Raw genomic sequence first — 25,766 nt, 5'->3', positions numbered from 1 at the left:
CTTTGCGCGGTTCGCCAATAGGTATGACCGGGATTCCACAAACTTTGTCCTGAGTGTGGATAAACGAAGATCAGCTGGCTACCGTGCGAAGCGCGACGCTCACTGCGACGAGAAGGCCCGTACGAGGGTGGGGAGTTGGCTGTGACGACAGACCGCGACGAACGGCACGATCCGAACCGGGTGACCGAGCCGAACCGTGCGACCGACCAGGACAGGCGCGCGCTGAGCCGCCGGATGCTGATCGGTGGCGCGGTGGCGGCGACGGCGGGTGTGACATCGTTGTCGATAGCGGCTTCGGCCCCGCCCGCGGCGGGCGCGGACACCCCGCCCCGCACCGCCCCCGCGGGCGGCGAGGTACGCCGCCTCACCCTGTATGCGGAGAAGCTCGCGGACGGCCAGCTCGGCTACGGCTTCGAGAAGGGCAAGGCGTCGATCCCGGGCCCCCTGATCGAACTCAACGAGGGCGACACGGCCCACATCGAGTTCCACAACCTCACCGACGTCGACGCGAGCCTGCACGTGCACGGCATGGACTACGAGATCTCCAGCGACGGTACGCGGATGAACCGCAGCCACGTCGAGCCCGGCGGCAGCCGCACCTACACCTGGCGGACGCACGCCCCGGGCCGCCGCAAGGACGGTACGTGGCGGCCGGGTTCGGCGGGGTACTGGCACTACCACGACCACGTCGTCGGCACGGATCACGGCACCGGCGGCATCCGCAAGGGGCTCTACGGGCCGGTGATCGTGCGCCGCAAGGGCGACATCCTGCCCGACCCCGGCAAGACGTTCACCATCGTCTTCAACGACATGACGATCAACAACAAGGGGATGCACGAGGCGCCCACCTTCGAGGCGACGGTCGGCGACCGGGTCGAGATCGTCATGATCACGCACGGCGAGTACTACCACACGTTCCACATGCACGGGCACCGCTGGGCCGACAACCGCACCGGCATGCTGACCGGGCCCGACGACCCGACCCAGGTCCTGGACAACAAGATCTGCGGCCCGGCGGACTCCTTCGGGTTCCAGATCATCGCGGGCGAGGGCGTCGGCGCGGGCGCCTGGATGTACCACTGCCATGTGCAGAGCCACTCGGACATGGGGATGGCGGGGTTGTTCCTGGTGAAGAAGGCGGACGGTTCGATCCCGGCCTATGACGACCCGCATCACTAGGCGGCTCCGCGCGCCCTGCGGCTCGGGGGCGGGGACGCGTGGGTGCGCTCGGGCGGGGTGTGGGTGTAGACCCTCGGTAGTACGTGTACGGGCCGACGCGTCGCCGAGGGAGTCGAGTTGAGCAAGGATCGTACGTACGACTACGTCATCGTCGGGGCCGGGTCCGCCGGGTGTGTGCTCGCGGGGCGGCTGAGCGCGGATCCGGGGGTGCGGGTCGCGCTCGTGGAGGCCGGGCCGCGCGACCGCAAACCGGAGATCCGGATCCCGGCCGCGTTCCCGAAGATGTTCAGGACGGCGTACGACTGGGACTACACCACCAGCAAGCAACCCGCGCTCGACGGGCGGCGGTTGTACTGGCCGCGCGGGCGCACACTCGGCGGGTCCTCCTCCCTCAACGCCATGATGTGGGTGCGCGGGCACCGCGACGACTTCGACGCCTGGGGCGAGGCCGCCGGGCCCGAGTGGGCCTACGACCGGTTCGAGCGGTACTTCCGGCGCGCCGAGCGGTGGAGCGGACCCAGGGGCGAGGGGTCCGCGTACGGCGCCGACGGGCCTCTGCACATCGCGCCGCTGCGGCAGCCCAACCCCACCACCTCCGCCTTCCTCGCCGCCTGCCGGGCTCAGGGACTGACGGAGCTGGAGGAGCTGAACCGGGGCGACAACAGCGGGTTCGCCGCCACGCCCGTCAATCAGCGGCGCGGGCGCCGCTGGAGCGCCGCCGACGGGTACCTCGGGCCCGCGGCCCGCCGCCGCAACCTCGACATCTACACCGGCGCCCGCGTCACCCGTATCGACTTCGACGGCGTCCGCGCCGCCGGGGTCGTCGCGGAGGGCACCCCCGCCGGGACGCTGCGCGCGACCCGCGAGGTGATCCTCGCCGCCGGTGCCATCGGTTCCCCGCAACTGTTGCAGCAGGCCGGGATCGGGGACCCGGAGACGCTCGCCGCCGCCGGGATCGACACCCGCGTCGCCTCACCGGACGTGGGCCGGCACCTCCAGGACCACCTCTCCTACGCGGTCACCGTCCGCTGCCCGCGCCCGGTCTCGCTCACCGGCGCCGACACCCCGGCCAACCTCGCCCGTTTCCTGCTGGGCGGTCGCGGCCCCCTCACCTCGAACGTGGGGGAGGCCGTCGCCTTCATCAGGACCAGGCCCGAACTGGCGGCGCCGGACGTGGAGTTGGTCTTCGCGCCCGTTCCCTTCGTCAACCACGGGCTCACCGCGCCCACCGAACACGGGATCACCGTCGGCGTCGTCCTGCTCCAGCCGCGCAGCACCGGCCGCATCACGCCGACGGGGGCCGACGCACGGCCGGGCATCGACCCCGCATACCTCTCCGACCCCGGCGGCGAGGACCTGCGGACGCTCGTCGCGGGCGTCCGCCGGGCCGAGGAGCTGCTCGCGGACGACGCGCTGCGGGCCTTCGGCTCGGCGCCGATGGCCACGTACCCGGGTGTCGTCGACGACGAGGCGCTCGCCCGCGCCGTCCGGGGCGGCGCCGAGACCCTGTACCACCCCGTCGGCACCTGCCGGATGGGCGCCGACGCCGGCTCGGTCACCGATCCCCGGCTGCGGGTCCGCGGCACGGAGGCGCTGCGCGTCGTCGACGCCTCCGTCATGCCGCGCATCACGCGCGGGCACACCCACGCGCCCACGGTCGCCCTCGCGGAGAAGGCCGTCGACCTGATCCGCGAGGACGCCGCGAGGTGACGTGGGTCAGGAGCCGACGCTCACCGTGAAGCGGCGCGGGTTCCCGTCGTTCGCCGCGCCCGACACGTCCGGCTGGCCGTCGGGGCGCACGTCGTCGTACGGGAACGCGTAGCCGATCGGGGAGTTGGCGTGGACGATCCGCGACCAGTGGTTGGTCGTGGCGTCCTTGTAGTAGTCGCCGGTGCCCGCCCCGTTGGGCTGGGTGGGGTGGGTGAGCATGATGCTGCGGTTGAATCCGGCGGCGAGACGGGCGAGCAGCGCCTTCTTGTCGTCGGAGTCGGCCGGGTTGTTGGTGAACGGGCCGTGGTTGCAGGTGAAGATGTCCTTCGAGGACGGCTTGGTGAAGGTGTGGCCGCCGTTGAAGGTGAGGGTGTCGCCGCTGACCCGGCCGGTGAAGACGCCGCGCCCGCCCTGGAGGTCGATCTTGAGGTCGGTGGAGCGGTACTTGTCCCAGACCCGGTCGATGTAGCTGTTCCACACGTCGCGGAACGGCATCTGGTCGGGGCGGTCGAAGTAGGGCGCCATCAGGTTCTGCGGGGAGATGACGCGCAGGACCTTGCCGTCGCCGCCCCTGATGACGAGCTTGTCCCAGGGCTGACCGTCCTTCGCGGCCTGCGCGGTGAGGTCGGCGGCGATCTTCTCCACGGCGCCGTCCGGCAGCGGTGCGACGGTGTGGGTGGCGTCGCCCTCCAGGGTCAGCCCGATGGGCAGGGCCGTCACGAGGTCGACGTAGCTGATGTTGGCGTACAGCTGCTGCGTGTTGAAGGTGAACTCGCAGAACGACCAGGTCTTGTTGTAGTTCTTGTCGGTCGGCGTCGCGAACGCCGGTTCGACGAGGCCGGGGCCCGGGTTCAGGAAGAAGTCGAGGGTGTTGTCGCGGACGAAGTAGACGCGCGCGCCGAACATCTGAGGCAGCGTCACCACCTTGGGTCCGGCGCCCGCCCCGTTCAGCGGGATGGCGCAGTCCACGGGCAGCGGGGTCTGCGGGGCGCTCGGCGAGGTGGGCCGGTAGACGCTGCCGTCGGCGCGCAGCAGCACCCAGTTGCCGGTGGACTGCTCGTGGCCGGTGACGTAGGCGCGGACGGTGCCGGGCAACGACTTGTTGACGAGGGCCAGTTCGCAGGTGGCGGGCGCGGCGCCCGCGGTCCAGGCGGGGTAGGAGAGAGAGGCGGCGGCCGTGGCGACGGTCGCTCCGGCGCCGGCGAGGAACATCCTGCGCGATATCACGATCGCACTCCTGTGATGTGGGGGGTGAACTGTGGGGGAGGCCCACTGTGGCGAGCGGGATTGCGGTCGTCAAGACTTATGACAGGGAGCGCTCCCGGCGGTTGAGTCCGTTCAAGGATTGAACGTGGAGGAGCCTGGAGGGCATTGGTCCGTACCTTGCCTGGTCAGCGGCGTGCGGGGGGATTGTCAGTGGGCGGTGCAAGACTCGGCGGTCGGAGAGAAACCCGAAGGAAAATCCCTCGACGAGGAGGGCACCAACATGATCACGACGGACTCCGTGAACGGCGCGCCGAACTGGCTGGACCTCGCCACCCCCGACCTGGACGCCTCGACCGCCTTCTACGGTGGCGTCCTCGGCTGGCGGTTCCGCCCGGGCGGCGCCGAGACCGGCGGATACGGGATGTTCACGCACGACGGGAGGACGGTGGCGGGAGCGATGACCGTCACCGCGGACCAGGGCGCCCCGGGCTGGACCGTGTACTTCCGCGCGGCGGACGCGGACGCGGTGGTCAAGGCCGCCGAGCAGGCGGGCGCCACGGTGTACCTGCAGCCGATGGACGTCCTGGACCAGGGCCGCATGGCGATCCTCGCCGACCCGGCGGGCGCGGCGTTCGGCATCTGGCAGCCCCGGCGGCACCAGGGCTTCGAGCACGTGACGCGGGACGGCGGGCTGAACTGGGTGGAGCTGCACACCACCGACGTCGCCGCCGCGAAGGAGTTCTACCCGGCGGTCCTCGGCTGGGGCACGTTCGACGTGGAGTTCCCGGGCGGCTCGTACACCACGGTCAACCCGGCGGACACGGACGAGAACGGGATGTTCGGCGGCATCGCCCCGATGGACACCGAGCCGGGTGAGGAGACGCCCGACCCGCACTGGACGCCGTACATCCATGTACCGGACGTCGACGCGGCGGCGGCCGCGGCCCAGAGGCTCGGCGGTACGGTGCGCTCCGCGCCGGCCGGCGTGGCCGGGGTGGGCCGGATCGCCACGCTCACCGATCCGCACGGGGCCGCGTTCGCGGTGATCAAGGGCGACCCGAACCAGACATAGTCCGGGTGACCGGCAGGCCGCCCGGCGAGCCGCGTTGATCGTTCGTTGATCCCGCGTTTTTCGCCGGGCGGCACCCTCGTCACCATGTACGCGAACACGACTCTCACCCCCACGGCTCCCGCCTGGCAGGAGCAGGCCCTGTGCGCCCAGACCGGCGGGGACTTCTTCTTCCCCGAGCCGGGCAGCTCCGTCCGTGAGGCCAAGCTGATCTGCCGGATGTGCGAGATCCGTCCCGCCTGCCTGGAGTACGCCCTCAGCCACGACGAGCGCTTCGGCGTCTGGGGCGGCCTGTCCGAGAAGGAGCGCCACCACCTCCGGCGCACCCCGCCTCAGCCGTAGGTCACCGTGAACTCCCGGGTGCCCGCGGGTACGTGCACATCGTCGCCGAAGCCCCCGACGTCCAGGTTCCGGCCGTCCGCGACCGCGGAGCGCACCGGGCCGAAGCGGCACGGGTAGACGAAGCGCACACCGTGCGGCGCGGAGCCGATCCGGACACGGACCCGCTTCGCCGCCGCCTCATGGGTGAGGCGGTAGCCGAAGGGCCGGCCGAACAGGGTCGGGGCGTTCTCGACCGCGACCGGCTGCGCGTCCCGCAGCCAGTGCGGGCGCACACCCGGGGCGATGTAGAGATGCGGGTCGCGGTCCTCGTCCGCCTCGAAGAACAGGATGTCGCGGAGCAGCAGCAGATACTCGGCGGCGGCCCAGCCGTGCGGGATGTCGCCCATGTACCAGTGCAGGGCCGGCACCTCGGCGAAGTCCGACGCGATCGGGAACGCGTGCTGCTCGTTCCACGCGCCGGGCGCCACCGTGCGGCCCTGCGTGTGCGGGAACGCCGCGTCCACCACCCAGCCGAGCAGCTCGTCGGCGCGCCCCGGATTCCCGGCGAGCAGATAGGCGTGCGCGAGCTGCATGGTCAGATACGGCCCGTACGCGTTCCACGCCGCCTCGTGCCGGAAGCCGCCCGTCACGAAGTGCGCGTACAGCGTGTCCAGGGTGTGGCGGGCGGCCACGTCGATGTCGTCGCCGAGCTTGTTGCCCATGTGCAGGCGCAGCGGGTGGAAGTAGGCCGCCGCGCCGATCATCGTCGAGTCGAGCCGGCCGACGTCGCCGGGGCCCGTCGGCAGGTACGTCTCCCAGGCGCCGCGCCGCCGCTGCTCGGCGAGGACCCAGCGCATCGACGCGGCGGTGGCCGCCTTCAGGTCGTCGAAGGCGCCCCACAGCTCACCCGCCTCGGGCGCGCCGATCCGCTCCGCGAGCCGCGCCGCCTCGTAGAGACCGGCCAGGCCCCACAGGTCGTCCCAGTAGTGCGGCTTGTCCCGCTCGCCCAAGTGCTCCGCGCTCCAGCCGCTGTGCAGCAGCCCGTAGCCGTCCCGGTTGTCCCGCAGCCAGCGCGCGCCGTCGAGCACGTACGGGGCGTAGAGCCTGGCGCCGAACGCGGCGGCCCGCCCGGAGGTGCGGTCGAAGCGGCCGAGCGCCCAGAGGGCCTGCCCGTTGCTGTCCCACTCGCGGTCGTCCCTCTCGTGCGGGCCGCCGTAGAACCCGTACTCGGCGCACGGCCCGATCCGCCCGCCGCCCCGGTTGAACCGCAGCGGGTAGTGCGTGCCGAGCTGGTGCCCGGCGAGCGCCGTGTCGCCGGCGAGGGAGCACGCCGTCGCCTCCACCGACGAGTCCCGGATCCAGAACGAGTCGTACACGGTCGGGCCCGGATGGATCTCCCCGAGGTCGGAGAGGACGAGCAGCTGGGACCGCGCCTGGCGGAACAGGTCGGCCAAGTGCGCGACCGGGCGCGGCAGTTCGGGCTGCACGCCCTGCCGGAGCAGCTTCTCCGACCAGAAGTCCCGGTTGTTGCCCTCCAGTTCGTCGGCCGGTGTCGCGCGCAGCTCGGCGAGATCGTCGGAGCCGCTGTAGAGATCGACGGGCAGCCGTACGTCGATCTCGAGGAGTTCGTCCTCGACCACCCGGTACGGCCAGGTGAAGACGGCGCTGCACAACCCGGCGACCTGGTCCTGCGCCTCCAGCGCCCCGTTCAGCTTCCCCGCCGTCACCAGGTCGTGGAACGGGCTGTGCCGCACGTACTGGTCCGGGTCGGTGCTGAACTCCGTGTTGCCGTACACCCCGTACGCGTCGGGCGCCGTGTCGAAGACCGGGCCCCAGCCGCTGTTCGTCTCGACCCGCCCCTCACCGGGCAGGTACCGCAGGAACGTGAGGCGGCGGTCGGTGATCTGCCGCCCGTTGCGGTCGTGGCGCTGGAAGCCGCTCGGCCCGGCCGGCATCACCGCCGCGCACAGCAGGCCCTCGCGCGCCCGGCCCGTCGGCGAGCCCACGGTCAGGCGCGTCACCACGGCGTCCCGCTGCCGCGCCCCGACCGGCACCGCGAACGTCCGCTGCACGAACTCGACCCCGTCCGCCGTACGGAACCGCGTCAGGACGACCGGCAGATGCGGGGCCTCCACACGCTGCTCCACCGTCCCGCCGTCCGTCAGCTGCGGCAGGTGCAGCGCGCCCGTCGCCGGGTCGAAGAGGAAGAACGACAGGCAGTACTTGTCGTAGACCGGCTCGATCTCCCCGGCCTGCCCGATCAGGGACTCCTGCCGGTGGTCCTTCACCCCGACCATGCCCCAGTACCGGTACAGCGCGTTCGAGGCGAACGCCGCCTCCTTGGAGTCGTACGTCCCCGCGTCGAAGTCGTCGCTCCAGCGCCGCATCGCCGCTTGCGCCCACCACGGCACCGGGTACGGCACCTGGGCGCGCCCGGCCCAGCTGCGCCACATGACCTCGTAGAACATCCACTCGTGCGTCTGCGCCATGGAGCCCACCTCCTGCCCGCACCGTGGCACCGCGCGGGCGGCTCGGCTAGGTACTTACGGGCGCCATCTCCACCCGGGGTTCCACCCATGGGTCCAGGCGTCGGAGGCCTTGCCGCAGCAGGCTTGGGCACATGACAACGACCGAGTGGCTCACCGACATCGCGCTCCTCCTCATCGTCTTCCGCCAGCTCCGCGAAGGCCGCCTCGACCTCAGGTCCTTCCTGCTCCCGCTGGGCATCGTGGCCTTCGTGGCCCACTCCTACCTCGACACCGTCCCCACCGGCGGCAACGACCTCGTCCTGATCGGCGCCCTGGTGGCGGTCGGCGCGGCGCTCGGCGTCGCCGGCGGGATCCACACCCGGATCCGGACCTCGGGCGAGCACCTGCTGATCAAGGCCGGGGCGGTCTCGGCGACCCTGTGGGTGCTCGGCATGGGCGCCCGGATGGGGTTCCAGCTGTGGACCGAGCACGGCGGCGCCGACACCGTTGCCCGCTTCAGCGTCACCCACCACATCACCAGTGATCAGGCGTGGGTCGCCGCGTTCGTCCTGATGGCGCTCACCGAGGTGGTCACGCGCCTCGCCACGATCTTCCTGCGGAGCCGGACCGTACGGAGCCGGGCCGTACGGAGCCGGACCGTGGGGGTCGCCGAAACGGTCGCACCGGCCGCGCCCGTCCTCGACCACACCCGCTGACCATGCGTTATGGTCTGGCCGTGCCCGCAACCGAGTCCGATCCGCCGTCCGGGGCAGCCCGCTCCCGGGCGGCGGGCGCGTGGTCGCTCCCCGGCCAGGACACCCGTACGCAGTGGGTCGCGACCCTCGCGGTCATCGTCGCCGGGGCCCTGACCATCCGGCCCATGGGGTTCACCGGGCGCGGCCTCGCGGTCACCGCCCTCTTCGTCGTCAACTGCCTGGCCCTGCTCGCCCGTCGGCTGCCCGAGACCAAGGTGTCCCCGCGGCTCGCCCTGGTCTGGCTGTCGCTCGGCATCGTCGCGGCGGCCGCGCTCATCGGCGTCAGCTCCACCGGCACGGCCCACCTCTTCGCCTTCTTCCTCGCCGGGCACGCCGGTTACCGCCTGGAGATCAGACCGGCCCTGCTCCTCGCGCTGGCGTGCAGTCTGCTGTGCGGCGGCGTCCTGTTCTTCCGGCTCGGCCCCGGCTACCACGAACTGCCGTACGTCGTCGGGCTCGTGACCGGCGTCCCCGTCGTGATCGGCGTCGTCAACCGCAGCCGCAATCGGGCGATCCGGGCGGCGATCGACGCGGCCGAGTCCGCCGAACGCGCGGCGCGCGCCGAGGCCCGTACCGCCGTCCTCACCGAGCGCGGTCGCATCGCCCGCGACGTGCACGACGTCCTCGCGCACTCGCTCGCCGGGATCAACATGCAGCTCGAACTCGCCGACGCGCTCCTCGACACCGGCGACCTGGACCGGGTCCGCGAGGCCAACGACAAGGCGCACAGCATGGTCAAGGAGAGTCTGAAACAGGCGCAGTGGACGGTGCACGCCCTGCGCGAGGACGCCCTGCCGCTCGTCGAGAGCCTGACCGCGATGGTCGAGTCCTCCGGCCACCGCGACGCGCTGACCGTCACCGGAACCGTCCGTGACGTGCCCGCCCGCGTCGTCCAGAATCTGCTGCGGATCGCGCAGGAGGCGCTCACCAACGCCGCCCGGTACGCGCCGGGCGGCGCGGTCCGGGTGGAGCTGGCGTTCGCCGCCGCGTCGACCACGCTGCGCGTCCGCAACGGCCCCGCGACCCGTGCGGGCGTCGCGGGGGGCGGCAGCGGCATGGGGCTGATCGGTATGCGCGAGCGCGTCGCCCTGCTGGGTGGCACCATCACGGCGGGCCCTGTCGTCGAGGGACCGGACCAGGGCGGCTGGCAGGTGGAGGCGGTGATCCCGGAGTGAGCGGAAGCGACGTGACGGAACAGGGTGTGCCCGGTGGGCAGTTGAGGGTGGTCGTCGCCGACGACCAGGCCGCCGTACGGGAGCCGCTCGCCGCGGTGCTCGGCCTCACCGACGGCATCGAGGTGGTCGCGGCCGCCGCCGACGGCACCGAGGTCCTCGCCGCGGTCGCCGGGGCGGGCCAGGTGGACGTGGTCCTCATGGACCTGCGTATGCCGGTCATGGACGGCACCGAGGCGACCCGGCGGCTGAGCGAGGAGCATCCGGAGGTCGCGGTGGTGGTGCTGACCACCTTCGCCGACGACGACTCGATCCTCGCCGCGCTGAGCGCGGGCGCCCGCGGCTACCTCACGAAGAACGCCGGACGCCAGGACATCGTCCGGGCCATCCGGGCGGCCGCCGCCGGGCAGTCCGTGCTCGACCGCGAGGTCCAGGACCGGCTCCTCGCCACGGTCAGGACGACCCGCCCGGCGGCGCCGGACCAGGCGGCGCTGCCCGCCGACCTCACCCCCCGCGAGCGCGAGGTCCTCACCCTCATCGGCCAGGGCCTGCCCAACCGGGCCATCGCCGAGAAGCTGTTCATCAGCGAGGCCACGGTGAAGACGCACATCAACAACCTGTTCGCCAAGGCGGGCATCAGGGACCGGGCGGACGCGGTGCGCCGCGCGATCGCGGCGGGCCTCGGCTAGCCGAGCAGGCTGTCGAGTTCGGCTTCGAAGAGGAGCCCGGGGTCGAAGCCCATCCCCGTGAAGTGCCCGGCCGCCTCCAGTGACAGGACACCGTGCAGCCGCGTCCACACGGACAGCGCCCGGTGCAGGGCCGCGGGCGGTGCGCAGTGCCCGTCCGCCCATTGCCGGTGCTTCTCGATGTGCCGGTCGAAGGGCGCCGCCGCGTCGTCATAGGTCAGCGCCGCGCAGGCGTCGAGCAGCGGCGCCATGATCTCCGAGGCGATGACGGTGATGTCGTCGGGCGCGTGATACCCCGGTACGGGTGTGCCGTAGACCAGGAAGTAGCGGTGCGGGTCCGCGAGGGCCCAGCCGCGCAGGGCGCGCGCGAGGGCGGCGACGTCCTTCTCGGTCGCGCGGAACGTGTCGGCGAGGCTCCGGTACGCGTCCCTGATCAGCTCGGTGATCAGCTCGTCGCGGCCCGCGAAGTAGCGGTAGAGCGCGGGGCCGCTCATGCCCATCTGCTTGGCGATCGCGTTGAGGGAGAGCGCGGAGGCGCCGGCGGTCGCGATCTGCTCCCAGGCGTGCTGCTTGATCTCCGCGCGTACCTGGGCGCGGTACCGCTCGCGCGGGGTCTGTGGTTCCGCCATGGCCGCGATCGCCTCCGTTCAGGGATACCCTTGCGTTAGAAGGTATCACGAACGTTATTGACGCCTGCGGAGCGGCAGGGTAGAACTAATCTCCGTTAGAGCCTGTAACGAGGGTGAGTCCCGCTAGGGCCCACCCCGGACCCCAGGGGGAGTCATGCCCGTACTCAGTCGCACAGCCCTGCGCGCCACCGCCCTGACCGCCGTGCCGCTCGCCGTCGCGGTCCTCGGCGCCACCGCCCCGCCCGCCGAGGCCGCGAGCCCGCACTCGCTCACCTGCCACGGCAGGAGCGTCGACCCCGACGCCCGCGTCCGCTACCGCACCGCCGCCGTGATCCACGCCCCGCTGCGCACCATATGGAAGCTGCAGACGGACGTGGAGCGGTGGCCGTCGTGGCAGCCGCACGTGGAGAGCGTGGCGCGGCTCGATCACGGCCCGTTCCGGCCGGGCTCCGCGTTCCGGTGGACGACGCCGGTGCCGCCCAATCCGGCGACCCCGGCCACCAGTCTGGACATCACCTCGACCGTCCGGCAGATGGAGCGGGGGAGCTGCATCCGCTGGACGGGCCCGGCCGTCGGCGAGGGGCTGCACATCGACGGCGTCCACGTCTGGAACTTCACCCGGGTCAAGGGCGGGGTGCTCGTGCGCACGGAGGAGACGCACACGGGGCCCCAGGTCGACGCGGACGTGCCCGCGGCGACCCGGATCCTCGGCGACGGCCTCGAAGCGTGGCTCGGCGACCTGAAGAAGGCGGCCGAGTCGGAACGGTAGAGGCGGGGCGGGAGAGGCGGGGCGGCGCAGGGGTCAGGCGTTGGCGGCCCGTGCGGCGAGCCGGGCCTTGCGGGCCGCCAGCTTCTCGTCGAACTTGGCGGCCTCGCCGTCGAGCCCGTTCATGAACAGGCCCAGCTCCTCCTGGGCCTGGAGACCCTCGGGGCCGAGCCCATCGATCTCCATGACCTTGAGGAAGCGCAGCACGGGCTGGAGCACGTCGTCGTGGTGGATGCGCAGGTTGTAGACCTCGCCGATGGCCATCTGCGCCGCCGCCCGCTCGAAGCCGGGGATGCCGTGCCCCGGCATCCGGAAGCCCACGACGACGTCGCGCACGGCGCGCATCGTCAGGTCGGGGGCGAGCTCGAACGCGGCCTTCAGCAGGTTCCGGTAGAAGACCATGTGCAGGTTCTCGTCCGTGGCGATGCGCGCCAGCATCCGGTCGCAGACCGGGTCGCCGGACTGGTGCCCGGTGTTGCGGTGCGAGATGCGGGTCGCCAGCTCCTGGAACGCGACGTAGGCGACCGAGTGCAGCATCGAGTGCCGGTTGTCCGACTCGAAGCCCTCGCTCATGTGCGCCATACGGAAGTTCTCGAGCTTGTCCGGGTCGACGGCGCGCGACGCGAGCAGGTAGTCGCGCATGACGATGCCGTGCCGGCCCTCCTCCGCCGTCCAGCGGTGCACCCACGTGCCCCAGGCGCCGTCACGGCCGAACAGCGAGGCGATCTCGTGGTGGTAGCTGGGGAGGTTGTCCTCCGTCAGCAGATTGACGATCAGCGCGGTCCGGCCGATCTCCGTGACCTGCGACTGCTCCTTCTCCCAGGCCTGGCCGTCCTCGAAGAAGCCGGGGAAGTTACGGGCGTCGGACCACGGCACGTACTCGTGCGGCATCCAGTCCTTGGCGACCTTCAGGTGCCGGTTCAGCTCCGTCTCGACCACTTCCTCCAGCGCGTGCAGGAGGCGGGCGTCGGTCCATGTGGTCGACGAGCCGAGGCGGGGAGAGATCACGGTCACGGGGGCTCCTGGGGGACGGAGGTACAGCGAGCGGTAATACTTACGGTGTCGTAGGTTACGTTGCCGTAGGTTAAGCGCTCGATAAAGGGCCGACGTCACATCCGGAGCCCCAGGAGCCGGAGTGAGAGGCACGTCACACGGCGCGCCCCGGGTGGTCCGCCGGAGCCTCGGTGTCCCTGAGGGTCCCGTCGAGCAGGAGCCAGCGGGTCACTCCGATCGACCGCAGGAACGGCAGGTCGTGGCCGGCCACGATCAGCGCGCCCTCGTACGACTCCAGGGCCGACGTCAGCTGTCGCACGCTCGCCATGTCCAGGTTGTTGGTCGGCTCGTCGAGCATGAGGAGCTGGGGTGCCGGCTCGGAGAGCATCAGCGCGGCCAGGGTCGCTCGGAAGCGTTCGCCGCCGGACAGGGTCGCGGCGAGCTGGTCGGCGCGCGCGCCCTTGAACAGGAAGCGGGCGAGACGGGCCCGGATCCGGTTGTGGGTGGCGTCCGGCGCGAACCGGGCCACGTTCTCCGCGACGCTCAGGCCGTCGTCGAGCACGTCGAGCCGCTGCGGCAGGAAATGCAGCGGCACCCGCGCCGTCGCCTCGCCCTCCAGCGGTGCCAGCTCACCCGCGACGGTACGCAGCAGCGTCGTCTTGCCCGCGCCGTTGCGCCCGATGAGGGCGATGCGTTCGGGACCGCGCAGCTCGAACTCGCCCCGCACGGACGCCCCGTGGGCCCACCGCAGATCGCGCAGGGTGAGTACGGAACGGCCGGGCGGGACGGCGGTGAAGGGCATGTCGACGCGGATCTCGTCGTCGTCCCGCACCGCGTCCACCGCCTCGTCGAGCCGCTCCTTCGCCTCGTGGAGCCTCTCCTCATGCATGATGCGCTGCTTGCCCGCCGAGACCTGGGCGGCCCGCTTGCGCGCACCCATGACGATCTTCGGCTCGCGCTTGCTGTCCCACATCTTCTGCCCGTACCGCTTGCGCCGGGCCAGCTTCATGTGGGCGTCGGACAGTTCGCGCTTCTGCTTCCTCAGCTCGGACTCGGCGACGCGCACCATCCGCTCGGCCGCGTCCTGCTCGACGGCGAGGGCGTCCTCGTACGCGGAGAAGTTCCCGCCGTACCAGACGACCTCGCCGCCGCGCAGATCGGCGATCTGGTCGACGCGGTCGAGGAGTTCACGGTCATGACTGACCAGGACGAGGACGCCGGACCACCGTTCGACGGCGGCGTACAGGCGCCGGCGCGCGTACAGGTCCAGGTTGTTGGTCGGCTCGTCGAGAAGCAGCACGTCGGGCCGGGCCAGCAGGAGTGCGGCGAGCCGCAGCAGCACCGACTCGCCGCCGGACACCTCGCCGATGGTGCGGTCCAGGCCGATGTGGCCGAGGCCGAGTTCGCCGAGGGTGGCGAGGGCGCGCTCCTCCACGTCCCAGTCGTCGCCGACGACGGTGAAGTGCTCCTCGCGCACGTCACCGGCCTCGATGGCGTGCAGCGCGGCGCGGGTCCCGGCGATGCCGAGCGTCTCGTCGACGCGGACCGCGGTGTCCAGGGTGACGTTCTGCGGCAGGTAGCCGATCTCGCCGGACACGCGCACGGTGCCGTCGAGCGGCGTCAGTTCTCCGGCGATGAGCTTCAACAGGGTCGACTTGCCGGACCCGTTGACGCCGATGAGCCCGGTGCGCCCGGGGCCGAAGGAGACCTGGAGCCCGTCGAAGACGCCGGTGCCGTCCGGCCAGGAGTAGGAGAGACCGCTGACGGCGACGGAGACGGGGCCGTGGCCGTGGCCGTGGGTGTGGGGGTGATGGGGCATGGACATACGGGCCTCGCGGTTGCTCGGTGCGAACGGTGACGGATGCAACGCGTTCGAGACACCGCGGGCGGCCACGGCCAGGAAAAGGGCCTGCGGCGGCGCGGGGAGGACGGCTCGGGCTCGATGATGCCGAGGTCTCGCACGACGACATGGACGCGGCGAAGAGCACGTGCGGAAGCAACGTGCGCGGCGTGACATGCGCGGTGTCTCAGGACCTCAGACGAGCAACGTCCTACTCCGATCGACGACAACAGAACCGCGATACACGCTAGAAACCCCCCAGCGCGCCGTCAACCGATTAACGGGCCACCAGGACAACGCTGCCAGGGGCGCGAGGAACTGCGCGCCCAGCCCCGACGAGACAGGCCCCCGCCCACCCGGCGCCCCCACTCCGCCCGAGCGCCCCGGGTCGTGCTGAACCGGCTCGCGCACAACGCCGCCCAGGGGCACGGGGAACTGCGCGCTCAGCCCCGACGAGACCGGCACCCGCCCACTCGGCGACGCCATCAGCCACGACGAGACCCGTCCCCGGCGAGCCGGCTCACCGCCCACACCCCGCCCGCCACCAGAACGCCCCCCACCAGAACGCCCCCCACCACCAGAACCCCCACCGCCACGACCCGCCCACTCCCGACCCCTCCGGAGGACCCCGCGCTCCACACCACCCCGGCCCCCACAACCGCCGCCCCCGCCTCGCCCCACACCCGCCGTCCAGCCCGCTGCCCCGTACCCCCGTGGACCACGGATCACTGGCGACGAGGTACCCGACCAGCAGCACCGCCGCGCACAGCCCCTGCCACCCGGACACCCCGCCCCCGACCGCCGCGAGCGACACCGCCACGGCCGCGAGCAGCGTCGTACGATGCCGGGCCACTTGGTCCAGCCGGCGCGGGGACGCCGCGGTCGGACGCCGGTCCACCCCGGGCGCCGCCCACGCCGCGAACAGCACGACGGCCCAGAAGGGCACGGCCCGTGACAGCCCGTGCACCGTCTCCCAGGGCCGAACGGCGACCACCACGAGGGCCACCCCGAGCACCCGCACGGGCAGCGTCCGTACTCCGAGCGCGACCAACTGCCGCCGCTTCGAAGTCATCGCGGCCGCCCTCCGACCCGCCCCGCGAGGAGCGGCGCGAGCGCCAGGTCCAGCGGCTCCCCTGCGGAGTGCCGCAGCACGGGGACCCCGCTGTCCCGCAGGGCGAACCGCATGGCGTCCCGTTCCGCCCGCCACAGCCGCACCCCGATCTCGGCCGCCACATCCCCGTCCCGTACCGGAGGGTCCCCGCAGGGGATCTCGACGACGACGGGGCGGCGCCCGCGCGCCTCCAGGTCCCGCAACACCTTGAGCACCCGGCCGTCGCTCAGCGGCGTGAACACGTACACGAGCGCGCCTTCGGGCAGGGCGGGCGGCGGTACGCGTTCCAGCCCCGGCGCGTCGAACCGCCGGTCCTTGCGGACGTCGAGGACGCTCTCGACGATGCGGTAGAACGCCGCGTCACCGGTCGCGGGCCGCAGCCACCGCGTCGTACCGCCGGTGGAGACGACACCGACGCGGTCGTGCGTGCGCAGGTAGGCGCGGGCGAGCCCGGCGGCGGCGCGGACCGTCTCGTCGAGCGAGGAGACGCCGGTCGCGGGGTCGACGAGGTCGCCGAACGCGTCGAGGAGAAGGACGGTGTCGGCGGCCCGTTCCGCCGCGAACCGGTGCAGGTGCACGGCGGACCGCCGGGTCGTGGACGGCCAGTGGATGCGCCGCTGCCGCTCTCCCGGCTCCCATGCCCGTACGCCGATGACCTCGACGCCTTCGCCGGTCTGCGCGGACGTGTGCTCGCCGAGCCGCTGCGGGAGCCGCACCGGGATCGGCGTGAACCGGGACTGCGCGGCGTGCGGGAACACCGAGACGTCCGGCACGTCGACGCGGACACCGCGGCGTACGGTGCCGCCGGCGTCGTACACGTCGAGGTCGACGGGGCCGAGCGACCAGCGACCCCACAGCGACGCCGTGTACCGCAGGACGACGGCGGACCGGCCGGCCGCCACCTCGTCGAGCCGCAGCCCGGGGCCGAGGGTGACGCCCGGGTCGAGGCGGACGGCGCCGCCGTCGTGGGCGACGGCGATCCGGACGGTGACGGTGTCGCCCTCGAAGCAGCGGCGCGGCGTGACCGTCACCGAGGTCTCGACGCGGCGCGCGTACGCCTGCGGCAGCGACAGCGCGAGCAGCACCAGCGGCGCGGCGGCGAGCGCGAGCAGCACCGGTCTCCCGGTGAGCAGTGCCGCGCCGAGGGCGACGACGGCGACGGTGAGGAGCCGCAGCGCCCGTTCGCCGAGGCGCGGCCCGGCGGGCGGCGGCGCGGGCGGCCGGGCGGGCTCGGTACGGCCGTCGAGGGCGCGCAGCACGGAGGCGGTGGACCGGGGCCCGGCCGGGGGCTGGGTCGGGGACGGGGCCGGTGTCGGCGTCATGACGGGACGGCGGCCGTCCGCCGCGTCGAGGGCGTCCCGACGCTGTCGACGATCTCCCGGAGCACCTCGTCGGTGGAGACCTCGCGCACCCACAGCTCGGGCCGCAAGGACACCCGGTGCGCGAGCGCGGGCACGGCCAGGGACTTCACGTCCTCCGGGACGACGAAGTCCCGCCCTTCCAGGACGGCCCGCGCCCGCGCGAGCTGGACGAGCGCGAGCCCGCCGCGCGGCGAGGCGCCGATGCTGATCTGGGGGTGCTCCCCCGTGGCGCCGACGAGCGCGACGGCGTAGGCGAGGAGGTCGTCGTCGATCTCGACGCGCTCCACGGCGGCCCGCCATGCCACCACGTCGGCGGGGGAGGCGAGGTGGTCGAGGACGGCCTCGGGCGCGGCCCGGTCGACCCGCGCCCGCAGCATGGACTGTTCCTCGTGGGCGGCCAGGTATCCCATCCGGACCCGTAGCCGGAAGCGGTCGAGCTGCGCCTCGGGCAGTGAGTACGTCCCCTCGTACTCCACCGGGTTGGCGGTGGCGATGACCATGAAGGGGTCGGCCAGCGGGCGCGTGGCCCCGTCCACCGTCACCTGGGACTCGGCCATCGCCTCCAGGAGGGCGGCCTGTGTCTTGGGCGGCGTCCGGTTGATCTCGTCGGCGAGCAGGAGGTGGGTGAAGACGGGGCCGGGGTGGAACACCATCGCGCCGGTCCGCTGGTCGTACAGGGACGCCCCGGTGACGTCCGACGGCAGCAGGTCGGGGGTGAACTGGATCCGCCGGAAGTCGAGGCCGAGCGTGGTCGCGAACGAGCGGGCGAGCAGCGTCTTGCCGAGCCCCGGCAGGTCCTCGACGAGCACGTGGCCGCCGGCGAGGACGCCGAGCATCACGAGTTCGAGGGCGTCGGCCTTGCCCACGACGGCGCGCCCGACCTCGCGCAGCACGGCGGCCGCCTGCTCACCGGCCTGCCGGGACGTCAGGGAGGGGGGTGTTGAAGGTGGCGTCACGTCGTGTGTCCTCATCCGGCGGGCCGAGCGGTGCGGGTGGGCGGGGTACGGGGTGTGCTGAGCGCGTCGAGGCGGTCGGCCAGGCGGCGCAGCACCTCGACGGGCACGTCGCCGTCGGGCCCGGTGGCGGGCGTCGCGGGCCCGAGCCACGGCCACAGGTCCGTGCCGACGAGTGCGGCGGCGCGCTCGGGCTGGTGGTCGAGCGAGACGTGGTGGTGCTCGGCGAGCGCGGCGGCGAACAGGCGGCGCAGCTCGGGCCGGAGCACGGCGCGGTAGTAGAGGGCGCCGTCGGGGCTGACGGCCGTGCGTACGTTGCTCCGCCACTCGCCCATGCCGGGTTCCCGGGCGCGCAGCAGCCGTACGTCGTCGCGCCACCCGGAGTCGAGGGAGCCCGCCCCGGCGACGTACCGGGCGACGGCGAGCCCGGCGACGACGAGCACGGTGACGACGGCGCCGGCCGCGACGGGCCCGTCGACGAGCCACACCAGGAGGACGGCGGAGCCGGCCACGGCGCCGAGCAGCGCCAGGAGCCGGTGGACGGTGAGGGGCCGGGTCATCCCGCCGCCACCTCCCGGTCGCGGAGCTGTCCGGCGATCTCCTCCAGGGCGTCGGCGGCGGCCACCCGCCGGGTGTCGTCCATGGGGTGCGAGGAGTAGCGGGCCTCCTGGAAGAGGCCGGTGAGGCGGGGCGCCGCCGGGCCGGTCGCGAGGCCCGCGCGGGCGGCGCGGGCGAGCAGGTCGGCGGGGCTGTCGGAGGCGCGCCGGGCCACGCCGGAGGCGGCGAGCGCCTCCTCCATGGCGGCGTAGCAGGCGATCACGGCGGCCCGCGCGTCCGTGCCGTCGGCCAGCGCCCGGTGCCCGGACCGCACGGCGGACAGCAGCAGTTCACGGTCCCGCTCGGCGTCGTCGTCCTCGGCGGTCGTGGCGGCGGGCCGGGTCAGCACGGGGTGCCGGCCGCGCAGCAGCCGTACGAGGACGATCACGAGCACCGTCGCCGCGGCGAGGGCGGCCAGGCAGAGGAGGACGTACAGCGGCCAGGAAGGGCCGGAATGCTCGCTGTTCGCCGGTGGGCTGCCCGTGATCCCCGACGGGAGCGGAGGGGCGCTCGGCACCGGGGCCGGGCGGGCGTGGGAGGGGCTCCGGGCGAAGCGGTGCAGCACCAGGGCGAGTACGCCGAGCAGCAGCGGCCCGGCCATCAGCAGCGGCAGCGCCGCCTGCCGCAGACGTTCCTCGGCGGGGTGCACCGCCGTCCTGTCCGTTCGGATCCGGCCGCGCAACCGCTTCATGCAGGCGGTGAGGGTCAGCGCCCACACCGCGACGAGTCCGACCACCAGGACGCCCCGGCCGCCGAGCGGGCCGGTCCCTCGTTCGAGCAGGCCGTCCTCGGGCCGCAGGAGCAGGGCGGCCGAGGTCAGCAGCAGAACGATGCCGACCGCGATCAGCGCGGCGGGTGGTGGCGCGGCTCTCGCCCCGCGTCCGTCCCGTCCCCCACGCACCATGCAGCCCCCGCCGAACACACGCGCGTCCCCCCGGACGCCTGATTCACCGCATCCTGACACCTGCCGCCGCGCCTGTCACCACATCTCCCTGCATGATGCACGCGGTTCATCCGGTGTTCCGCCGGGCGTCCGACGCGCTCACGCCTGCCGCAGCAGCTCCGCCAGGTCGCTGTCCACGTCCACGTGCTGGGACTCCTCGCCGACCGGGACCAGCGTCTTCGTCGCGGAGAGGAAGCGCTCCAGTTCGCCGGTGCGGATGTGCACGATCGCCGTGCCCTCCATGGCGTGGAACTCCAGGACCGTGCGGTCGTACCCGTACGGCCGCACGCGCACGTCACCGAGGCCCGCGGGCTCGCGGACGCCCGTGGCGAGCAGTTCACGGGCGAACGTCCAGCAGACGTCGACGCCTTCGAGGGTGGCGGCGGCCGGGAACGACATGCGCACGGCGAACGGGTCGCGCGCGTCGTAGCCGAGGGTCGCGGGGATGCTGGCCATGCGGGGTGCGGCGGCGACGATTCGGGCCTCGACGGCCTGCTCGATGAGGGTGGACAACGCCTGCTCCTAGGGACGACTGCACGGACTACGACGGACGGACGGCCTCACTTGAAGAGACGGCGGAACGGGTAACTCCGTGCACCTGAAGCCGGACGAAAGACGAGTGACCTCTGTCACCGATTTCAATCAGAGTGATCTGGACGCCACCCGGATGGTGGACTACGCTCCCCGCGCCATGACGGATCTGAGGCGTGTGGGCATACGGAGAGTCACGGGAATTCCGGGGCTGAGCAGGCTGGTCGGGCACGTGGGGGTCCTGAGCAGGGCGGCGGCTGTCGCGGGGCTGACCGCGACGCTCGCGCTCGGCGCCGCGCCGCACCCCGCCGCGGCCCGTGCGACGGCCCCGCAATGGCAGCTGAAGGACACGCACACCGACGCCCGGTTCCGCGGCCTCGCCGCCGTCGACCGGTCCACCGCCTGGGTCGCCGGGTCGAAGGGCACCGTGCTGCGCACCACGGACGGCGGCGCGCACTGGAAGCGGGTGGCGCCGCCCGGTGCGGCCGACGAGGCGCTGGAGTTCCGCGACATCGAGGCGTTCGACGCCCGCCGTGCCGTGGTCCTGGCCATCGGCGAGGGCGAGGCGTCCCGGATCTACCGCACCGACGACGGCGGCGCGAGCTGGACGGAGTCGTTCCGCAACCCGGACCCGAAGGCGTTCTACGACTGCGTCACCTTCTTCGACCGCCGCTCCGGGCTCGCGATGAGCGACCCGGTCGACGGGAAGTTCCGCATCCTGTCGACCCGGGACGGCGGCCGGTCCTGGCGCGTACTGCCCAGTGCCGGGATGCCGCCCGCGCAGCCGGGGGAGGCCGGGTTCGCCGCGTCCGGGCAGTGCCTCGTCGCGTCCGGCCCGAAGGACGTCTGGCTCGCCACCGGGGGCGGCGCGAGCGCCCGGATCCTGCACTCCCGCGATCGTGGCCTGAACTGGACGGTGACCGACGCCCCGGTCCCCGCGGGCGACCCGGCCCGCGGCGTCTTCGGCCTCGCCTTCCGCGACCGGGCGCACGGCATCGCGGTGGGCGGCGACTACACCGCGGGCCACCCCTCGCCGCGCGCCGCCGCGGTCACCGGCGACGCGGGCCGCACCTGGACCCCGTCGGACCGCCCGCCGCCCGCGTACCGCTCCGGCGTCGCCTGGCTCCCGCACAGCCGCACGGCCGCGCTCGCCGTCGGCCCGACCGGCACCGACCTCACCACGGACGCGGGCCGCACCTGGCGCACGGTGGACCCGGGCTCGTACGACACCGTCGACTGCGTGCGCGACGGCGCCTGCTGGGCGGCGGGGGAGAAGGGGCGCGTGGCACGCCTGGGGCGCGGAGTGAAGTAGCCGGGCCGCCGCCCGCACCGGTGCGGGCGGCGGCCGCCGGGCCGTGGGGAGCCGCTTCGTCCAGGGCTCCTTCAGGGAGGGCCCCTTCGGGAGGGCTGTTTCAGCCGGGGCTACTTCTCCACGGCGTCCGCGAACAGCGGCACCACGTGCTCGAGCGCGTACCGCACGGAGAGCACCGAGTCGGTGGCAAACGCCGAGCTGAGGTTCTTGTCGTCGAAGACCACCGCGTGGCCCTTCTTCGCGGCCGGGATCGAGGCGAACAGCGGGTCCGAGGTGATCTTCTTCGCCGTCGTGCCGATCGGCGCCATCACCATCAGGTCGGCGTCGAGCATCTGGAGGTTCTCCTCCGACACCGGCACCGAGAACGCCTTGCCCGCCTTCTTCTCCACCGCCGGGTTGTTGGTGAAGCCGAGCCGCTCGACGAAGTCGAGACGCCCCGTGCCGTGCACGTAGGCGCCCCAGGTCGACGCCGTACGGGAGCCGACCGTGATGGTCTTCCCCTTGAACCCGGGGTGCGCGGCGGCGGCGTCGGCGAACTGCTTCTCCGTGTCCGCGATCAGCTTCTCGCCCTTCTCGGGCACCCCGAGCGCCTGCGCGACCATCGTGGTCTGCTTCTCCCAGGAGATCTTGTACTGGTCGCCGCCCTCCGGGACCCCGACGGTCGGCGCGATCTTGCTGAGCGTCTCGTAGCGCGTCCGGTCGCCGCTCGCCTTGGTGTCGAGGATGAGGTCCGGGTCGAGCGCCGCGATCTTCTCGTACTCGGGCTCCAGGGTGCCGATCTTCTGCGGCGCCTTGTCGTACTTCCCCTCGGCCCAGGGGCCGACGCCCTCGCCGCCGAACGCCAGCCAGTCGCTCGCCGCGACGGGCTGCACGCCGAGTGCGAGCGCGGTCTCGGCGTCGCCCCAGCCGAGCGCGACGACGCGCTTCGGACGGTCCTTCACCGTGACCGTGCCGAACTTCGTGGAGACCTTCGCGGGGAACGCGCCGGACGCCGCCGGGCCGGCGCTGTCGTCCTTGTCGTCGGCCGATCCTGAGCCGCAGGCCGCGAGCGAGCCGGCGAGCGCGAGGGCGACGGCGCCGACGAGGAACCGGCGGCGGCCGGAGCGGAGGGTGGTGGGGGAGGACATGAGGGTGCTCTCTTCCGACTGGTTGTACTAGTGGTGCGGGTGCGGGTGCGTGGCGCCGACGTGGTGGCGCCCCATGGGGACGATGAGCGGGGTGCCGGACGCCGGGTCGGGGACGACGGCGCTGCGCAGCCCGAACACCTCCGCGACGAGGGACTCGTCGACGATCTCCGAGGGCGCGCCCTCGGCGACGATCCGGCCGTCCTTCATCGCGATGAGGTGATCGGCGTAGCGGCAGGCGAGGTTGAGGTCGTGCAGGACCACGACGAGCGTGACGCCGCGCTCCCGGTTCAGGTCGGTCAGCAGGTCCAGGACGTCGAGCTGGTGGCTGATGTCGAGGTAGGTCGTCGGCTCGTCGAGCAGCAGCACGTCCGTCTCCTGGGCCAGGGCCATCGCGATCCAGACGCGCTGGCGCTGGCCGCCGGAGAGTTCGTCGAGGGAGCGTTCGGCGAGGTCGAGGACGTCGGTGGCGTGCAGGGCGGTGGCCACGGCCTCGTCGTCGGCGGGCGTCCACCGCCGGAACCAGCCCTGGTGCGGGTAGCGGCCCCGGCCGACCAGATCGGCGACGGTGATCGACTCGGGGGCGACCGGCGTCTGCGGCAGCACGCCGAGCACCGCGGCCACCTCCTTGGTGGACATCTCGTGCACGCTGCGCCCGTCGAGGAGCACGGTGCCCGCGGTCGGGGCGAGCAGTCGCGCCATCGAGCGCAGCAGGGTCGACTTGCCGCAGGCGTTGGGCCCGACGACGACGGTGATCCGCCCGGCCGGGATGTCGACGTCGAGGTCGGAGACGATGCGGCGCTCGCCGTAACCGAGTGCGAGCCCGCGGGCTCCCAGAGTGTGCGCGGACGTCACGGGGTTCTCCTCGGGGCACGGTCGGGGGACAGGGGCACGGTCGGGGGACAGGGGAGGTATGTGCACGTCAGCCGCCCTGGCCCGCGCGGTTGGAGCGGGCGAGCAGCCACAGCAGGTACGGGGCGCCGATCACGCTCGTGACGATGCCGACCGGCAGCTGGGTGCCCGGGATCAGGTGCTGTCCGGCGAAGTCGGCGACGATGACGAGCAGCGCGCCCGTCGCCGCCGACGGCAGCAGCGCCGCGCCCTGGCCGGGGACCAGGCGGCGCGCGATGGGCGGCGACACGAAGGCGACGAAGCCGACGGGCCCGGCGGCGGCCGTGGCGACGCCCGCGAGGGCGGTGGCGCAGGCGAGCAGCGCGAGCCGGTCCCGTTCGACGCGCGCGCCGAGCCCGCCCGCCGTGTCGTCGCCGAGTTGCAGCGCGGGCAGCGCCCGCGCGGCCAGAACGGTCAGCGGTACGAGCAGGGCGGCGCCGACGAGCAGCGGCCAGAAGTGCGGCCAGGAGCGCCCGTTGAGACTGCCCGCCAGCCACAGGAACGCGGTCTGCGCCTCGGTGACGTCGGACCGGGTCATCTGGTACGAGATCACGCTCGACAGGCCGGTTCCGATGCCCAGGCCGATGAGGACGAGCCGGTATCCGCTCACGCCCTTGCGCCAGGCGAGCAGATACACCGCCGCGCCCGTGGCCAGGGAACCGGCGAGCGCCACGAACGACAGCGGCGTGCCGCTCAGCCCGGCGAGCCCGCCCGCCAGGACGACGGCGGCGCCCGCGCCCGAACTCACCCCGATCACGTCGGGGCTCGCCAGCGGATTGCGCAGCAGGGTCTGGAACACCGCGCCCGACAGCCCGAAGCAGCAGCCGACGAGCAGCGCCAGGAGGGCGCGCGGCAGGCGCAGTTCGAGGACGACGAACCGCGCTCCGCCGTCGCCGCCGCCGAGCAGGGTGGCGAGGACGTCGGGCACCGGGACCGTGTAGTCGCCGAAGCTCAGCGTCGCGCACAGGGCGGCGAACGCGGCCAGGAGCAAGGCCCCGCCGACCGCGGCGAACCGGGCGCGTCCCCGGCGTCGTACGGCGGCGACCCGGGCCACCGCTCCGGCCGGTACCGCGCCGCCGCTCACAGCTCCACCGTCTTTCTGCGCCGTACGAGCATCACGAACGGGACCGCGCCGAGGGCGGCCGTCATGACGCCGACCTGGACCTCGCCGGGCCGCGCGATCAGCCGCCCGACGACATCGGCGAGCAGCAGCGCGGCGGGCGCCAGCAGGGCGCTGAACGGGAGGATCCACCGGTAGTCGGGCCCGGTGATCAGCCGCGCGGCGTGCGGAACGGCCAGGCCCACGAAGGCGATCGGGCCCGCGACGACCGTGGCGGCCCCGCACAGCAGGACGACGCACGCCGCCGCGCCGAGCCGCGCCAGGGCGATCCGCTGGCCGAGCCCGCGGGCCGTGTCGTCGCCGAGGGCGAGGGTGTTGAGCTGCGGGCCGAGCGCGAGGGCCAGGACCGCGCCGACGGCGATGAAGGGCAGCGCCTGCCACAGCACGCCGCCCTCGCGTCCGCTGAGGGAGCCGACCTGCCAGAACCGGAACTGGTCGAAGGTCCTGCTGTCGGTGAGGAGCATCGCGCTGGTCAGGGCGGAGAGCGCGGCGGCGACAGCGGCCCCGGACAGGGCCAGCTTCACCGGCGTCGCGCCCTCGCGGCCGAGGCTGCCGATCCCGTAGACGAGGACGGCGGCCAGGCACGCGCCGAGGAAGCCGAACCAGATGTACTGCCGCGGCTCGGTCAGGGCGAGCACGCTGATGGCGAAGACGACGAAGACGGAGGCTCCGGCGTTGACGCCCAACAGGCCGGGGTCGGCGAGGGGGTTGCGGGCGATGCCCTGCATGACGGTGCCCGCGAGGCCGAGCGCGAGGCCCGCGAGGAGCCCGGCCGCCGTGCGCGGCATCCGGACCTCGCGCACGATCAGCTGCGCGCGGACACCGCGGTCCGGATGGAAGAGGCCGTCCACGACATCGGGGAGCGGCACGTGCCCCGAGCCGACGCCGAGGCTGAGGGCCACGGCGGCCACGAGGACGAGGGCGACCCCGCCGAGTCCGAGGAGCAACCGCCCCGTTCTTCGTCCTGCCTTGCTGGCTCGCACTGGTTCCGTTCCGTGTTCGCTGGTCGGCCGCGCGGCGGCCGGCACC

24 protein-coding genes are annotated in these 25,766 nt (G+C 73.2%); 9 read left to right on the top strand and 15 right to left on the bottom strand.

What is annotated here, in order from left to right; genetic code table 11:
• Positions 1-234 precede the first annotated feature (234 nt).
• Both C1N81_RS13065 and C1N81_RS13060 read left to right on the top strand, forming a co-directional pair.
• Positions 235-1,179 (top strand): multicopper oxidase domain-containing protein, encoded by a 945-nt coding sequence (locus C1N81_RS13065; protein WP_394437912.1) that lies wholly within the window; start codon positions 235-237, stop codon positions 1,177-1,179.
• Between the two features lie 117 nt (positions 1,180-1,296).
• Positions 1,297-2,889, top strand: coding sequence for a GMC family oxidoreductase (locus C1N81_RS13060; RefSeq protein ID WP_394428967.1), 1,593 nt, complete (start codon positions 1,297-1,299; stop codon positions 2,887-2,889).
• A 6-nt stretch (positions 2,890-2,895) separates the two neighbouring features.
• On the opposite strand, the gene C1N81_RS13055 is transcribed toward C1N81_RS13060, so the two are convergent.
• On the bottom strand, positions 2,896-4,116 hold the full coding sequence (locus tag C1N81_RS13055) for a glycoside hydrolase family 64 protein (protein ID WP_394428966.1): 1,221 nt from the start codon (positions 4,114-4,116) through the stop codon (positions 2,896-2,898).
• Positions 4,117-4,375: 259 nt separating this feature from the next.
• Here C1N81_RS13055 and C1N81_RS13050 point away from each other — a divergent pair, with 259 nt between their 5' ends.
• Positions 4,376-5,167 (top strand): VOC family protein, encoded by a 792-nt coding sequence (locus C1N81_RS13050; protein ID WP_394428965.1) that lies wholly within the window; start codon positions 4,376-4,378, stop codon positions 5,165-5,167.
• Positions 5,168-5,251: 84 nt separating this feature from the next.
• Positions 5,252-5,506, top strand: a complete 255-nt coding sequence (locus C1N81_RS13045) for a WhiB family transcriptional regulator (RefSeq protein WP_394428964.1) — start codon at positions 5,252-5,254, stop codon at positions 5,504-5,506.
• Here the strand turns inward: C1N81_RS13045 and C1N81_RS13040 are convergent.
• A complete protein-coding gene (locus C1N81_RS13040; protein WP_394428963.1) occupies positions 5,497-7,974 on the bottom strand; it encodes a glucosidase family protein in 2,478 nt (825 codons plus the stop codon). The two genes, C1N81_RS13045 and C1N81_RS13040, sit on opposite strands and share 10 nt — an antisense overlap.
• Before the next feature lie 131 nt (positions 7,975-8,105).
• Here C1N81_RS13040 and C1N81_RS13035 point away from each other — a divergent pair, with 131 nt between their 5' ends.
• From C1N81_RS13035 to C1N81_RS13025, 3 genes are read left to right on the top strand one after another with little or no spacing between them, the layout of a single operon-like run.
• Positions 8,106-8,669, top strand: a complete 564-nt coding sequence (locus tag C1N81_RS13035; protein ID WP_394428962.1) for a hypothetical protein — start codon at positions 8,106-8,108, stop codon at positions 8,667-8,669.
• Positions 8,670-8,671: 2 nt separating this feature from the next.
• Positions 8,672-9,883 carry a sensor histidine kinase gene (locus tag C1N81_RS13030; protein ID WP_394428961.1) on the top strand — a complete coding sequence of 404 codons (1,212 nt, stop codon included), beginning with the start codon at positions 8,672-8,674 and terminating at the stop codon, positions 9,881-9,883.
• An 11-nt stretch (positions 9,884-9,894) separates the two neighbouring features.
• Positions 9,895-10,569 (top strand): response regulator, encoded by a 675-nt coding sequence (locus C1N81_RS13025; protein ID WP_394428960.1) that lies wholly within the window; start codon positions 9,895-9,897, stop codon positions 10,567-10,569.
• Here the strand turns inward: C1N81_RS13025 and C1N81_RS13020 are convergent.
• Complete coding sequence (locus tag C1N81_RS13020; protein ID WP_394428959.1) at positions 10,566-11,195, bottom strand: TetR/AcrR family transcriptional regulator; 630 nt, start codon at positions 11,193-11,195, stop codon at positions 10,566-10,568. The two genes, C1N81_RS13025 and C1N81_RS13020, sit on opposite strands and share 4 nt — an antisense overlap.
• Before the next feature lie 154 nt (positions 11,196-11,349).
• Here C1N81_RS13020 and C1N81_RS13015 point away from each other — a divergent pair, with 154 nt between their 5' ends.
• The gene (locus tag C1N81_RS13015) at positions 11,350-11,964 is read left to right on the top strand and encodes an SRPBCC family protein (RefSeq protein WP_394428958.1); all 615 of its coding nucleotides are present in this window, start codon (positions 11,350-11,352) and stop codon (positions 11,962-11,964) included.
• 33 nt (positions 11,965-11,997) lie between these two features.
• Here C1N81_RS13015 and C1N81_RS13010 read toward each other — a convergent pair whose 3' ends face one another.
• From C1N81_RS13010 to C1N81_RS12975, 8 genes are all read right to left on the bottom strand, one after another.
• Positions 11,998-12,975 (bottom strand): acyl-ACP desaturase, encoded by a 978-nt coding sequence (locus C1N81_RS13010; protein ID WP_394428957.1) that lies wholly within the window; start codon positions 12,973-12,975, stop codon positions 11,998-12,000.
• A gap of 133 nt (positions 12,976-13,108) precedes the next feature.
• Positions 13,109-14,773, bottom strand: coding sequence for an ABC-F family ATP-binding cassette domain-containing protein (locus tag C1N81_RS13005; RefSeq protein ID WP_394428956.1), 1,665 nt, complete (start codon positions 14,771-14,773; stop codon positions 13,109-13,111).
• A gap of 541 nt (positions 14,774-15,314) precedes the next feature.
• Positions 15,315-15,866 (bottom strand): hypothetical protein, encoded by a 552-nt coding sequence (locus tag C1N81_RS13000; protein ID WP_394428955.1) that lies wholly within the window; start codon positions 15,864-15,866, stop codon positions 15,315-15,317.
• Entirely contained in the window at positions 15,863-17,227 is a 1,365-nt protein-coding gene (locus C1N81_RS12995) for a DUF58 domain-containing protein (protein WP_394428954.1), read from the bottom strand. Before C1N81_RS12995 ends, C1N81_RS13000 begins: the two co-directional genes overlap by 4 nt.
• Positions 17,224-18,222: an AAA family ATPase gene (locus C1N81_RS12990; RefSeq protein WP_394428953.1), complete on the bottom strand. Its 999-nt coding sequence runs from the start codon at positions 18,220-18,222 to the stop codon at positions 17,224-17,226. Before C1N81_RS12990 ends, C1N81_RS12995 begins: the two co-directional genes overlap by 4 nt.
• 11 nt (positions 18,223-18,233) lie before the next feature.
• Positions 18,234-18,779 (bottom strand): hypothetical protein, encoded by a 546-nt coding sequence (locus C1N81_RS12985; protein ID WP_394428952.1) that lies wholly within the window; start codon positions 18,777-18,779, stop codon positions 18,234-18,236.
• Positions 18,776-19,720 (bottom strand): DUF4129 domain-containing protein, encoded by a 945-nt coding sequence (locus tag C1N81_RS12980; RefSeq protein WP_394428951.1) that lies wholly within the window; start codon positions 19,718-19,720, stop codon positions 18,776-18,778. The genes C1N81_RS12985 and C1N81_RS12980 overlap by 4 nt, the downstream gene beginning before the upstream one ends.
• 138 nt (positions 19,721-19,858) lie before the next feature.
• Complete coding sequence (locus tag C1N81_RS12975; protein ID WP_394428950.1) at positions 19,859-20,272, bottom strand: spore wall synthesis regulator SsgD; 414 nt, start codon at positions 20,270-20,272, stop codon at positions 19,859-19,861.
• Between the two features lie 178 nt (positions 20,273-20,450).
• Between C1N81_RS12975 and C1N81_RS12970 the strand changes: the two genes are divergently transcribed.
• A complete protein-coding gene (locus C1N81_RS12970; protein ID WP_394428949.1) occupies positions 20,451-21,602 on the top strand; it encodes a WD40/YVTN/BNR-like repeat-containing protein in 1,152 nt (383 codons plus the stop codon).
• Positions 21,603-21,712: 110 nt separating this feature from the next.
• Here the strand turns inward: C1N81_RS12970 and C1N81_RS12965 are convergent, their stop codons facing one another.
• From C1N81_RS12965 to C1N81_RS12950, 4 genes are all read right to left on the bottom strand, one after another.
• Positions 21,713-22,729, bottom strand: coding sequence for an iron-siderophore ABC transporter substrate-binding protein (locus tag C1N81_RS12965; protein WP_394428948.1), 1,017 nt, complete (start codon positions 22,727-22,729; stop codon positions 21,713-21,715).
• A 27-nt stretch (positions 22,730-22,756) separates the two neighbouring features.
• Positions 22,757-23,581, bottom strand: a complete 825-nt coding sequence (locus tag C1N81_RS12960; protein WP_394428947.1) for an ABC transporter ATP-binding protein — start codon at positions 23,579-23,581, stop codon at positions 22,757-22,759.
• A gap of 67 nt (positions 23,582-23,648) precedes the next feature.
• Positions 23,649-24,701 (bottom strand): FecCD family ABC transporter permease, encoded by a 1,053-nt coding sequence (locus tag C1N81_RS12955; protein WP_394428946.1) that lies wholly within the window; start codon positions 24,699-24,701, stop codon positions 23,649-23,651.
• Positions 24,698-25,765, bottom strand: a complete 1,068-nt coding sequence (locus C1N81_RS12950) for a FecCD family ABC transporter permease (RefSeq protein WP_394428945.1) — start codon at positions 25,763-25,765, stop codon at positions 24,698-24,700. The genes C1N81_RS12955 and C1N81_RS12950 overlap by 4 nt, the downstream gene beginning before the upstream one ends.
• Between the last annotated feature and the right edge of the window lies 1 nt (position 25,766).

The sequence above is a fragment of the Streptomyces sp. SGAir0957 genome (assembly GCF_043523415.1).
Note: the sequence above shows the minus strand (reverse complement) of the source record. Positions and strands in the feature narration are given on the sequence as shown.

Excerpts from the sequence above, each read along its gene's own strand:
- C1N81_RS13035 (WP_394428962.1), top strand. The coding sequence starts at position 8,106 with ATGACAACGACCGAGTGGCTCACCGACATCGCGCTCCTCCTCATCGTC.
- C1N81_RS13065 (WP_394437912.1), top strand. The coding sequence starts at position 235 with ATGCTGATCGGTGGCGCGGTGGCGGCGACGGCGGGTGTGACATCGTTG.
- C1N81_RS13020 (WP_394428959.1), bottom strand. The coding sequence starts at position 11,195 with ATGGCGGAACCACAGACCCCGCGCGAGCGGTACCGCGCCCAGGTACGC.
- C1N81_RS12980 (WP_394428951.1), bottom strand. The coding sequence starts at position 19,720 with ATGGTGCGTGGGGGACGGGACGGACGCGGGGCGAGAGCCGCGCCACCA.
- C1N81_RS12995 (WP_394428954.1), bottom strand. The coding sequence starts at position 17,227 with ATGACGCCGACACCGGCCCCGTCCCCGACCCAGCCCCCGGCCGGGCCC.
- C1N81_RS13015 (WP_394428958.1), top strand. The coding sequence starts at position 11,350 with ATGCCCGTACTCAGTCGCACAGCCCTGCGCGCCACCGCCCTGACCGCC.
- C1N81_RS13050 (WP_394428965.1), top strand. The coding sequence starts at position 4,376 with ATGATCACGACGGACTCCGTGAACGGCGCGCCGAACTGGCTGGACCTC.
- C1N81_RS13005 (WP_394428956.1), bottom strand. The coding sequence starts at position 14,773 with ATGCCCCATCACCCCCACACCCACGGCCACGGCCACGGCCCCGTCTCC.
- C1N81_RS13040 (WP_394428963.1), bottom strand. The coding sequence starts at position 7,974 with ATGGCGCAGACGCACGAGTGGATGTTCTACGAGGTCATGTGGCGCAGC.
- C1N81_RS13030 (WP_394428961.1), top strand. The coding sequence starts at position 8,672 with ATGCGTTATGGTCTGGCCGTGCCCGCAACCGAGTCCGATCCGCCGTCC.
- C1N81_RS13045 (WP_394428964.1), top strand. The coding sequence starts at position 5,252 with ATGTACGCGAACACGACTCTCACCCCCACGGCTCCCGCCTGGCAGGAG.
- C1N81_RS12965 (WP_394428948.1), bottom strand. The coding sequence starts at position 22,729 with ATGTCCTCCCCCACCACCCTCCGCTCCGGCCGCCGCCGGTTCCTCGTC.
- C1N81_RS13000 (WP_394428955.1), bottom strand. The coding sequence starts at position 15,866 with ATGACTTCGAAGCGGCGGCAGTTGGTCGCGCTCGGAGTACGGACGCTG.
- C1N81_RS12985 (WP_394428952.1), bottom strand. The coding sequence starts at position 18,779 with ATGACCCGGCCCCTCACCGTCCACCGGCTCCTGGCGCTGCTCGGCGCC.
- C1N81_RS12970 (WP_394428949.1), top strand. The coding sequence starts at position 20,451 with ATGACGGATCTGAGGCGTGTGGGCATACGGAGAGTCACGGGAATTCCG.